Genomic DNA, 12,826 nt, shown 5'->3' on the forward strand with positions numbered 1-12,826 from the left:
ACCTTTATGCAAAATAACTCGTTATCTACCAGTTCAGCCAACATTACCCGCTGCTTCTGGCTGTTTATCGTATTGTTGCTCATCACCATTGGGCTGTATGGCTATAACTATACCAATGCTTACCTGACGGATAAAAAGCACGCCTTAACCGCCATAGCCACTGGGTTGCAACAACGTATTGATGATTACCGCTACCATACCTATCAGATATATGATTTAGCCAATAATCCGAGCATGTCTGAGAAGAGCATGCTGAATGTTCAAGAAGTCCGCTTGCGCCCTGATATTTACTATATTGAAAAACCGCGCAGAAAAACGGATGCCGTCATTTTTGGCAATCACGAACCCCTGACACTCCCTATGACATTGCGGTTGTCTGAGTATCTCGACAGCCACTGGGGGTCACAGAATGATACTTACTCCATGTATTATCTTAATGGTCAAGATAATAGCCTAACGCTCATCACGACACAGGCGCTGAAAGAAGTCACATCGCGCTTTAAAGAAAGTTATTTGACGGCAGCGGCAGAATCGCGGCGCGCGGAGATGCTCCAGCAAGCCAATACGCTAGATGAAAGAGAAAGTTTCTCACCACTACGAAAATTACGCTTTCAGAACGCCTACTATTTTACGCTGAGAACCACCTTTAATCACCCCGGTCATCTGGCCACCGTGATCGCTTTTGACTTACCGATTAATGATTTAATTCCCCCTAATATGGCGCGCGCCAACTTCTTGTTGCAACAGGATAAAACGCCAATCAATGAGGGGATGACACCAGAGGATATCACCACCGCTAGCGTGACACTTAATGGCTACTGGCTTGAGTTCTCCGCTCCCCTAGCGAACGCCACCCTTAAAATTGTTTATCGGGTTCCTATCAGTGTGCTGGCGATTGATTTATTGAAGAACAATTTCTGGCTGATCCTAACCAACCTATTACTGCTGTCATTGGCTATTTTGGGTATCTATTTTATTCGCCGCCAATTTGTTTACCCCAGTGCGGACATGGTTGAGCAATTGGAAACGCAAAAATCGTTGAGTCAGGAAATTATTACCAGCCTGCCACAAGGATTGCTGGTTTATAATTTCAGCAATAACGCGGTTATTGCCAGCAACCAGATAGCCGATAATCTGATGCCACACCTTAATCTGCAAAAAATTGCCCATATGGCGGAGCAGCACCATGGTGTGATTCAGGGAACAGTGAACAATGAAGTTTACGAAATTCGCATGTTCCACAGTAAGATTTCACCGGAAACTTATCTTTTCCTGCTTCATGATCAAGACAAAGAAGTGTTAGTCAACAAAAGGCTGCAACAGGCAAGGCGCGAATATGATAAGAGCCTGCAAGCGCGGAAACTAATGCTGCATAATTTAGGGATTGAACTAAACCAACCGGTCAGTCACCTCAATCAGATAGCCAAAGAGTTACAGCACACTACTGATGATGAGCTGCGGCATACCCTGACAGCTAAATTAATTGCACAATCTGACGCTGTCATTGAACTGATTGATAACATTACCCTACTGACGCGTCTGGAAACACAAGACTGGCAACCGGAGGAACATCGCTTCTCGCTATCAGCATTAATTGATGAACTTCTACTCGATATGCTCCCGGCAATTAACCAAAAAGGGTTAACTCTATTTAATCACTATCGCGTTAATATTGACCAAAACTACATCGGTGATGAAAAAGTATTACGTAAAATACTTTCTCTACTGCTGCATTATTCGGTTATTACGACGGCTTACGGCAAAATCACCCTGAATGTTGACCATGAGCCAGAGCATCCGGAACAACTCATCATTCAGATAATTGATACCGGTGTAGGCATTTCTGATGAAGAGATCAGTAATCTTAATTACCCTTTCCTCAGCCAGACATTGGTCGACAGATACAATCACAGCTCAGGGCTAACATTCTTTTTATGTAACCAATTATGTAAAAAATTAAACGGTCAATTAGAAATTCGTAGCAAAGTTGATATAGGTACTCGTTATACTATTCGAGTTACAATTGACGTAGAAAATGATCAACAGGAGGAGCAAGAGAAGTTATTGGACGGAGTCACGGCATTATTAGATATAACGTCAGAAGAAGTTCGCTCCATCATCACAACATTATTGAATTCGTTCGGCGCTAACTGCATTATTGTGGATGACCGTCTGCCGGGAAGAGACTACGACGTGACAGTAACGGATAACCCGCAACACTATGATAACTTTACCTTATTGCTAGCCTCTGATGAGGTGGGTTTGCAGCAGTTGCAGGATAATTATATTCGGGTAAATTATAATTTAGGAAGTGCAGTCATTGATGCCGTATTATTATTAATTGAGCAGCGAATCCTATCAGATGAATCCTCTGAAGTGTCTGAATCTATTGCTGATGATGATATAAGTGCATACGAGCAACAACTTAAATCCAGTGACTATTATTCCTTATTTGTTGAGACAGTACCGGTAGATCTGAAGAAACTGTATACTGAACTTCAGCAACATGATTTCATATCGCTTTCGCAGACCGCACATCGACTGAAAGGCGTATTTGCTATGTTGAACCTGCTTCTCGGCAAACAGCTATGTGAAACACTAGAACAGCATATCGCAGATGGCGATCGGTTGAAGATCGAAAATAGCATCAGTCAAATTGATTCTTTCGTCACCAGACTGTTGCAGCAAGGTAACCCATAACCATGAACAACCTTAATGTAATTATTGCTGATGACCATCCAATTGTGTTGTTTGGCATCCGAAAGTCGCTTGAGCAAATTGAATGGGTAAACGTTGTCGGAGAGTTTGAAGACTCCACAGCGCTTATTAACAGTTTGTCTAAACTTGATGCCAATGTGCTAATTACCGACCTCTCCATGCCTGGAGATAAGTACGGTGATGGCATCACATTGATAAAATATATAAAACGGCATTACCCAGACTTAGCCATAATTGTACTAACAATGAATAATAACCCCGCTATTCTCAGTTCCGTTTTGGACTTGGATATTGATGGGATTGTATTAAAACAAGGCGCGCCTGCTGATTTACCTAAGGCGTTAGCTGCACTACAGAAAGGGAAGAAATTCACGCCTGAAAGTGTCGCTAAATTACTGGAAAAAATCAGCGCAAATGGCTACGGTGATAAACGCTTATCCCCGAAAGAAAGTGAAGTGTTACGGCTATTTGCTGAAGGTTTTCTGGTCACCGAAATTGCCAGAAAACTGAATCGCAGCATTAAAACTATCAGTAGTCAGAAGAAATCGGCGATGCTGAAACTGGGCGTTGATAATGATATTGCCCTGTTAAATTATCTTTCATCCGTAACTATCGGCCAAGATAAAGAATAACTTTTGTTCCTAAACCCGTGGTGTTATTCACAACACCACGGGTTTATTTATTTCTTTCCCGATTCCATTCATATTATCAATTCATCAATTAACTTTATCCCTGAACTTATATCTATATCGTTTCTGATTTACCGGGTTTAACGTGCTCGCCTCACCTTATCGCCGTAATAACGCAACATTTGACGCAAGGTATCTAAAGTAACGGGTTTAGAGAGGCAGTTATCCATTCCTGCCTCAATACAGCGCTGTTTGCCTTCAGCTAATGCATTAGCCGTAACACCAATGACCGGGAAATGATGATTCAGTTGCCGTAAGCGCTGTGTTAATCGGTAACCATCCATATTTGGCATATTAACGTCAGTTAGCACGATATCAACGTTATTGGCACTCAACACAGCCAGTGCATCCAGCCCGTCATTTGCCGTTATCACTCGGTAACCCAATGTTGTCAGTTGGTCAGCCAGTAACCGACGGTTGATCGGATGGTCATCCACAACCAATATTTGTAAATCAGCATTATCATCCTGATTCACTTTCGGCGAGGATAATTGCAATGGAGCTCCCTCAACCAAGGACTGTTCCAGCAATATTTGGTCCAACAATGGGATGATTTCCAGCAGAGTAGAGGTACTCAGCAACCAATAGCCTGGGCGTGTCTCTTGCGGCAAACCAATATGCTCGATGGATAGCTGTATCCATGTTGATAAAGGTGCGCTGACTTGTGGCAGATAATCACAAATAAGCACCTGGTCTTGCAGGGTTTGCTCATTGCTATAACGCTGAATTGTGGCGCCAAAATGGCTCAATAGATCAAGTAAATAGCTTTCAAGGCGGGTATTACGAATATCCAACCACAATACTTTCCCTTGCCAACGATCACTTTGCGGCAATACCGTATTTTTCGCTTGATACAGCGGTATGCGAATGGCAAAAATACTGCCCATCCCCAGTTCAGAAACGACCTCCACATCCCCATCCATTAAGTTGACTAATTTCTCGCAGATAGCCAGACCTAACCCCGTGCCTTGGAAATGGCGCTGTACCCCTGTTCCCACCTGGAAGAAAGGATCAAATAACTGATTTATCTCGCGTGCATTAATGCCTACACCGGTATCCCGCACCCGGAATTCCAGATAGTCGCCGCGGACCCGCACCTGCAAGATGATGCAGCCTGTATCAGTAAATTTAATAGCATTATTCAATAAGTTAGAAATTACTTGTTGCAGTCGAACTGCATCGCCCAGCATCAGGCGAGGAACATCTGGTTCAATGAAACAGTACAAACCTAAGCGCTTTTTCACCACCAGCGGCAAATAGTTCGCCGTAATATGAGTTATCACCTCTACAGTTGAAAACTCGCTTGGCTCAATTTTCAGTTGTTCCGATTCTATTTTGGAGAAATCGAGAATATCGCTAATGATTTTAAGGAGCAAACCCGATGAGTTATTCATCGCTGTGACCAATCGGTCAACGCCCTGAGGTAACTCTTTGGTTTGCAACAAATCGAGATTGCCGATAATACCATACAGTGGGGTCCGCAACTCATGACTGACAGTTGCTAAAAACATCGATTTAGATTGACTGGCCTGCTCTGCCGCGGCCGCCATCTCTTGCAGTGACTCTTCCATCTTCACTCGCGAACTGACATCCACTAACACACAAATGGCCACATCTTCATTACGGTAACGCGAATGAACAAAGCTGATTTGCAGATTATTATTATTGCTGGTCATCACATCAACAAAGTTCGCTTGCTGCTCACAAATAATGCGCGTAATTCGCTCACGATCTTCATTTGTCAGCAAGTTAATATAGTTATGTGCCAATTCATTACTGAGAATATTGGTGCCATCGCTTATGCGCAGGATAGAAATACCTACCGGCGCAGAAGCCACAATTTTACGGTTAAATTGCTCGTGCTCTTCCAGCCTTAACGCATTATCTTCGGCCGGGTGGAACATTTTTCGCTCAAATAACCAGGCCAACGTAAATATCACCACCGCAGAAAGCGTATTCAATAATAATGCATTAAAAATTAATAGCTTAAATATCTCGATAATGGTTTTAACAGGTAAAGAATAGGTAATACTGAGCGGGGATGGCAGCAAGTTCTTTTTCAGAATAAGATAATTATAATCATCAACATAGCCGAAATAAGAGGGCGAATCAGGGTAATTATCCAGCATAGAAGCAGAACGCTCGCCAGTAGCCAGTTGCAAAACTGGTTCATTATTCTGATTGAGTAATGTCATCCCAACCGGCAGCGGCCCTGAAGAGATAAAATCTTCCAGCCGAATAGTTTGCTCAGTCCCCACTAAAGCTTCTAATTTATTACCAACATAAATCGGGCTGAGAACATATAGCGTACCAATTTCAGGGCGCACACCCGGAACTATCCAATACAGCGTGCTATCTTTATCCTGATTGTTTGCTTCACGATATTTTAAAATATGTTCATTCAGTGATTTAAGTAAACTCTCCTGATCCATCGGAGTATTACGAATATCGAAATCCACCATACACATGGTGTCACTGCCAATAAAAAATATCCGATTAAGATCATAGGCTGCGGCGAAATTCTCTTTCCAGTACAAGATGAGATTGCTGAGAGAATCTAATGACGAGTGGCGGGATGAATTAAGCGCAGCACAATCAGCCTGTGAATTGAGAGGGTAATACTTTGGTACTGTTTTATTTTTGATAAATGCGCCAGCCGCGATGTCACTGCTCGCTGCATTTTGGTTTAACCGATTTTCCGCCATATACTTGATATCACGAATAATATCGGATGAGTGCCTGATATAGCTCTGTGCTTGTTCAAAGTTAGTATTATATTCCTGACGAATATCAGATTTTTTCTCATTAAGGATGTTCAGGATATAAAAGGTTGTCAGCAATGCACCCAGCGACCATAACATGACGGCCAATACCCGGAACAGGTAGCGGGATATTTTCAGTGTCGTGCGAAATGAAGAGAGATATTTCAATCTGATACCATGGTGAAAGCATCGCCGGACAGGCAGTGTGAGTAACAGAATACACTACCCATAACCCATAAAAAAGCCAGCTCGTAAGCTGGCTTTTATTGATTACTGCATATTATGCATTATCTTTTTCTGCTTCGTCGGCAGCATCATCTTCTTCTGGTGTATTCAGTGCGGCGTTTTCGCTGCCCTCTTCACCTTCCAATGATTCGCCATCAAGGATGTCATCATCCTCTTCTGGCTCCGCTACACGTTGCAGACCAACCACATGCTCATCTTCAGCAGTACGGATCAGTGTCACACCCTGAGTATTACGGCCCACGATACTCACTTCAGAGACACGCGTACGCACCAGTGTACCTGCATCAGTGATCATCATGATTTGGTCAGTCGGTGTCACTTGGACGGCACCCACCACTTTACCATTACGTTCACTGACTTTAATGGAGATAACCCCTTGAGTCGCACGAGACTTCGTTGGATATTCTTCCACTGCGGTACGCTTACCGTAACCATTTTCAGTTACCGTCAGGATTTCGCCATCACCACGCGGGATAATCAGAGAAATAACCCGATCATCGCCATTGAGGTTGATACCGCGAACACCAGTTGCAGTACGACCCATTGAGCGAACCTGTGTTTCTGGGAAGCGAACCACTTTACCCTGTGCGGAGAACAGCATAACTTCATTGCTGCCATCGGTCAGGTCCACACCAATCAGCTCATCACCCTCATTCAGATTGACGGCAATAATACCGGCGCTGCGTGGGCGACTAAATTCAGTCAATGCTGTCTTCTTCACGGTTCCACTGGCGGTCGCCATAAAGATGTGACGACCTTCTTCATATTCCCGAACCGGCAGAATAGCGGTAATACGCTCATTCGGCTCAAGCGGCAATAAGTTGACGATCGGACGACCACGTGCACCACGACTGGCTTCCGGTAACTGGTACACCTTCATCCAGTAGAGACGACCACGGCTAGAGAAGCATAAGATTGTATCGTGGGTGTTGGCGACCAGTAGGCGATCAATGAAGTCTTCTTCTTTGATACGTGCTGCCGATTTACCCTTGCCACCACGACGTTGAGCTTCGTAATCACTCAACGGCTGATATTTGACATAACCCTGATGGGACAATGTCACAACCACATCTTCCTGATTAATCAGGTCTTCAATATTGATGTCAGAGGTATTCGCTGTGATTTCAGTGCGACGAGCATCATTATATTGCTCTTTAATAGCCACTAACTCTTCGCGGATCACTTCCATCAAGCGCTCTGGGTTCTCCAGAATAAAGATCAACTCGCCAATTAAGGTCAGCAGCTCTTTATACTCATCCAGCAGTTTTTCATGCTCCAGACCGGTCAGTTTCTGCAAACGCAGATCCAAAATCGCCTGAGCTTGCTGCTCGGTGAGGTAATACTTGCCGTCACGAATACCGAACTCAGCTTCCAGCCATTCAGGGCGGGCAGCATCATCACCGGCACGTTCTAACATGGCTGCAACGTTACCTAATTCCCAAGGATTGGCAATCAGGCCAGCCTTCGCTTCCGCTGGGGTTGCTGCACGGCGAATCAACTCGATAATTGGATCGATGTTAGCCAGAGCAATTGCCAGTGCTTCAAGGATATGCGCGCGGTCACGTGCTTTACGCAGTTCAAAGATAGTCCGGCGTGTCACCACTTCACGGCGGTGACGAACAAAGGCAACCAGAATGTCTTTCAGGTTAAGTAATTTAGGCTGCCCTTGCGACAGAGCCACCATATTGATACCGAAAGTCACCTGCAATTGCGTCAGAGAATAGAGGTTGTTCAGAACCACTTCCCCTACCGCATCACGTTTGATTTCAATCACGATACGCATGCCGTCTTTATCAGACTCATCACGCAACGCACTGATGCCTTCTACGCGTTTTTCTTTAACCAGCTCGGCGATTTTTTCAATCAACCGCGCCTTGTTCACCTGATAAGGAATCTCGTGAACAACAATCGTTTCGCGGCCTGTTTTTGCGTCAGCTTCGACTTCAGCACGAGCGCGGATATACACCTTGCCACGGCCAGTACGATAAGCTTCTTCAATACCGCGACGACCATTAATAATCGCAGCGGTTGGGAAGTCTGGCCCCGGAATATATTCCATCAGCCCTTCAATGCTGATGTTTTCATCTTCGATATAGGCCAAGCAGCCATCAATAACCTCAGAAAGGTTATGTGGCGGAATATTGGTTGCCATCCCGACGGCAATACCAGACGAACCATTAACCAACAGGTTAGGGATTCGGGTCGGCATGACTGCTGGGATTTGTTCCGTACCATCATAGTTAGGCACGAAGTCAACGGTGTCTTTTTCTAAATCCGCTAACAACTCGTGAGCAATTTTAGACATACGGATTTCGGTATAACGCATCGCTGCGGCGGAGTCGCCGTCAACGGAACCGAAGTTACCCTGCCCATCCACCAGCATATAGCGCAGTGAAAACGGCTGGGCCATACGCACAATTGTGTCGTAGACCGCGCTGTCACCATGCGGGTGATATTTACCGATAACGTCCCCAACTACACGGGCCGATTTTTTGTATGGTTTATTCCAGTCATTACCCAGTACATTCATCGCATACAGTACGCGACGGTGAACCGGTTTCAGTCCATCCCGGACATCTGGCAAAGCACGTCCGACAATAACGGACATCGCATAATCCAGATAGGAGCTTTTCAGCTCTTCCTCGATGTTGACCGGTGTTATTTCTCTGGCAAGGTCGCTCATTGAGCCGCTATCCCTCTACTAATTACCGGATTTAAAGGTACGAAACTATATCACAAAACCCTGATTTTGGCGAAACTACATTACGTTCAAGAGAAACGTCATTGCGCTTAAGTCTCGGACACAAAACTGCGCCAATTGATGGGGAACATGTATAATCCGCGCAAAGAAACATAACAGTGAGATTCCATCATGCGTGCTGATACCCAAGCCCCCCATCATAATGTTGATGAACAAGAAATCGCTAAGTTTGAGGCAGTTGCCTCTCGTTGGTGGGATTTAGAGGGTGAATTCAAGCCTCTCCACCGCATCAATCCTTTGCGCCTTGATTATATTTTGCAGCGCTCAGGCGGTATTTTCGATAAGAAAGTGCTGGATGTAGGCTGTGGTGGTGGCATTCTGGCGGAAAGCATGGCGCGTGAAGGAGCACAAGTGACCGGGTTGGATATGGGTTATGAACCCTTACAGGTCGCCCGCCTGCATGCGTTGGAAACCGGTATTAAACTGGATTATGTGCAGGAAACAGTCGAAAGCCACGCGCAAAAACACCCGCAACATTACGATGTTGTCACTTGCATGGAAATGCTCGAACACGTACCTGACCCTGCTTCTGTTATTCGTGCTTGTGCACAGTTAGTCAAACCTGGTGGCCATGTTTTCTTTTCAACCATTAACCGCAATACCAAATCTTGGTTAATGGCGGTTGTCGGTGCGGAATACGTTCTGAAAATGGTCCCGAAAGGCACGCATGACTCGAAAAAGTTTATCCGCCCATCAGAACTGATTGGTTGGGTTGACCAAACGCCTCTGCGCGAACGCCACATTATTGGGCTGCATTACAACCCGATAACAGACCATTTCAAGCTCGGTCGCAACGTTGACGTGAATTATATGGTGCATACTCAACGGGATGACTTATAAAACGGTCATTATTTCACTCAAGGAGCGAGCGCATTTGGTCGCTCCTTGGCCGGTGGTTGCACTTAATGTGGGCATTTTTTGTGACTGACCGCACCAATTTGTTGCTTTATACGCCGTCAATCGAAATATCGGGCAGAAACCGTTTTTTTAAACAATAAAAGCGATAAGTTATGCCACTTTTTTATAATGTTTAATAAAACGGCAAACGATCAAATTTTTAAGATTTTCAGTAAAATCTTATCCCCTAGGTGAAGGGAAGGTAAGCCCCAGCAATGGCGGTGTCTGTGAGGGTTTCGTAACAATTCACCCCCAAGTTATCCACACAATTCATCGATCTTGTTCACTTGCCAAAAGTCTCAATACTCACTATCTTGTTATCTATCCACTACCCACCCCCTATATATTGTGTTTACATACTGAACAATACACTACGCCCTCAATGATTATTGCAATCATGGAGAACGTAAATTTGTGCTGTATGGGCATAAAGTCAGGGGAACAAAGGTCACGAACACATGAACCAAAGCCTACTTGTTACTAAACGCGATGGCAGCAAAGAACGCATCAATTTGGATAAAATCCACCGGGTCATCGACTGGGCCGCGGAAGGTTTACATAACGTCTCAGTATCTCAAGTAGAATTGCGTTCACATATTCAGTTTTATGATGGCATTAAAACTGCCGATATCCATGAAACGATCATCAAAGCTGCCGCCGATCTTATTTCACGCGATGCACCGGATTATCAGTATCTGGCCGCCCGTCTGGCCATTTTCCACCTGCGTAAAAAAGCTTACGGTCAGTTTGAACCACCAAAATTATTCGCCCATGTGACGAAGATGGTGGAAATGGGTAAGTACGACAAACACCTGCTGGAAGATTACACCGCAGAAGAATTCGAACAGATGGACACTTTCATCGACCATTGGCGCGATATGAACTTTTCCTACGCTGCGGTTAAGCAGTTAGAAGGTAAATATCTGGTGCAGAACCGCGTCAGCGGCGAGATCTATGAAAGTGCCCAATTCCTGTACATTCTGGTTTCTGCTTGCTTGTTCTCTGGCTACCCACGTGAAACTCGTCTCGATTACATCAAGCGTTTCTATGATGCAATTTCGACCTTTAAAATCTCGCTGCCAACACCGATTATGTCCGGTGTGCGTACGCCAACCCGCCAGTTCAGCTCTTGCGTGTTAATTGAGTGTGGTGACAGTTTGGATTCTATTAATGCCACCTCCAGCGCCATTGTGAAATATGTGTCACAACGTGCGGGTATTGGTATCAATGCTGGCCGGATCCGTGCTTTAGGTAGCCCAATCCGTGGCGGTGAAGCATTCCATACCGGGTGTATTCCGTTCTACAAACACTTCCAGACCGCAGTAAAATCCTGCTCACAAGGCGGTGTACGTGGTGGTGCAGCCACCTTGTTCTACCCAATGTGGCATCTGGAAGTTGAGAGCCTGCTGGTTCTGAAAAACAACCGTGGCGTTGAAGGCAACCGCGTCCGCCATATGGACTACGGCGTACAAATCAACAAACTGATGTATCAGCGCCTATTGAAAGGTGAAGATATCACTCTGTTCAGTCCATCGGATGTTCCGGGCCTGTATGATGCGTTCTTCGCCGATCAGGATGAATTTGAGCGCCTTTATGTCAAGTATGAGCAAGATGACAGCATCCGTAAGCAGCGAGTAAAAGCCGTCGAGTTATTCTCTCTGATGATGCAAGAACGTGCTTCTACTGGCCGTATTTATATTCAGAACGTGGATCACTGCAATACCCACAGCCCGTTTGACCCGAAAATTGCGCCGGTGCGCCAGTCAAACCTGTGTTTAGAAATTGCATTGCCAACGAAACCGCTCAATGACATCAACGATGAAAATGGCGAAATCGCGCTGTGTACCTTGTCGGCGTTCAACTTAGGTGCCATTGACAGCCTTGATGACTTAGAAGACTTGGCCGTGCTGGCCGTCCGCGCGCTAGATGCCCTGTTGGACTATCAAGATTACCCGATTGCTGCAGCACAGCGCGGTGCTATGGGCCGTCGCACCTTGGGTATTGGTGTCATTAACTTTGCTTATTATCTGGCGAAGCATGGTGTTCGTTATTCCGATGGCAGTGCCAACAATCTGACTCACCGCACTTTTGAAGCTATTCAGTATTATTTGCTGAAAGCCTCAAATGCGCTGGCTCGTGAACAAGGTGCTTGCCCATGGTTCAACGAAACCACCTATTCACAGGGTATTTTGCCGATTGATACCTACAAAAAAGATTTGGATACCATCAGTGACGAACCCCTGCATTACGATTGGGAAACGCTGCGTAAGGATATTCAGACCTTTGGGCTGCGTAACTCTACATTGTCGGCATTAATGCCTTCAGAGACATCTTCACAAATTTCCAATGCCACCAATGGCATTGAACCGCCGCGGGGATATGTCAGTATTAAAGCCTCGAAAGATGGCATTTTGCGCCAAGTGGTTCCTGAATATGAGCGCCTGAAAGAGGCTTACGAACTGCTGTGGGATATGCCAAATAACGACGGTTACTTGCAGTTGGTCGGTTTGATGCAGAAATTCGTCGATCAGGCAATTTCAGCCAACACTAATTACGACCCGACTCGCTTCCCATCAGGCAAAGTGCCGATGAAGCAGTTGCTGAAAGATTTGCTGACAACGTACAAATTTGGCGTAAAAACCCTTTACTATCAAAACACCCGTGATGGTGCTGATGATGTGCAGGAAGATATTCAAAGTCAGCCGGGTGATGATGACTGTGAAGGCGGTGCATGTAAGATCTGATTTTTAGTT

At 45.2% G+C, this 12,826-nt stretch carries 6 protein-coding genes; 4 read left to right on the top strand and 2 right to left on the bottom strand.

The features are described 5' to 3' along the window. Positions 1 to 6 precede the first annotated feature (6 nt). Positions 7 to 2,700 carry a phosphotransferase RcsD gene (rcsD, locus tag HUZ92_RS04340; RefSeq protein WP_050096939.1) on the top strand — a complete coding sequence of 898 codons (2,694 nt, stop codon included), beginning with the start codon at positions 7 to 9 and terminating at the stop codon, positions 2,698 to 2,700. Between the two features lie 2 nt (positions 2,701 to 2,702). Next, a complete protein-coding gene (gene rcsB / locus HUZ92_RS04345; RefSeq protein WP_004708702.1) occupies positions 2,703 to 3,350 on the top strand; it encodes a response regulator transcription factor RcsB in 648 nt (215 codons plus the stop codon). Positions 3,351 to 3,487: 137 nt separating this feature from the next. On the opposite strand, the gene rcsC is transcribed toward rcsB, so the two are convergent. Both rcsC and gyrA read right to left on the bottom strand, forming a co-directional pair. Then, positions 3,488 to 6,337 carry a two-component system sensor histidine kinase RcsC gene (gene rcsC, locus HUZ92_RS04350; protein WP_145579999.1) on the bottom strand — a complete coding sequence of 950 codons (2,850 nt, stop codon included), beginning with the start codon at positions 6,335 to 6,337 and terminating at the stop codon, positions 3,488 to 3,490. Between the two features lie 112 nt (positions 6,338 to 6,449). Then, positions 6,450 to 9,098 (bottom strand): DNA topoisomerase (ATP-hydrolyzing) subunit A, encoded by a 2,649-nt coding sequence (gyrA, locus tag HUZ92_RS04355; RefSeq protein ID WP_174846790.1) that lies wholly within the window; start codon positions 9,096 to 9,098, stop codon positions 6,450 to 6,452. A gap of 189 nt (positions 9,099 to 9,287) precedes the next feature. Between gyrA and ubiG the strand changes: the two genes are divergently transcribed. Continuing rightward, positions 9,288 to 10,016, top strand: a complete 729-nt coding sequence (ubiG, locus tag HUZ92_RS04360; RefSeq protein ID WP_050096936.1) for a bifunctional 2-polyprenyl-6-hydroxyphenol methylase/3-demethylubiquinol 3-O-methyltransferase UbiG — start codon at positions 9,288 to 9,290, stop codon at positions 10,014 to 10,016. Between the two features lie 515 nt (positions 10,017 to 10,531). Next, the gene (gene nrdA / locus HUZ92_RS04365) at positions 10,532 to 12,817 is read left to right on the top strand and encodes a class 1a ribonucleoside-diphosphate reductase subunit alpha (RefSeq protein WP_050096935.1); all 2,286 of its coding nucleotides are present in this window, start codon (positions 10,532 to 10,534) and stop codon (positions 12,815 to 12,817) included. Positions 12,818 to 12,826: the final 9 nt, after the last annotated feature.

Origin of the sequence: Yersinia vastinensis (assembly GCF_902726565.1) — a bacterium.
Taxonomy (GTDB): Bacteria; Pseudomonadota; Gammaproteobacteria; order Enterobacterales; family Enterobacteriaceae; genus Yersinia; species Yersinia vastinensis.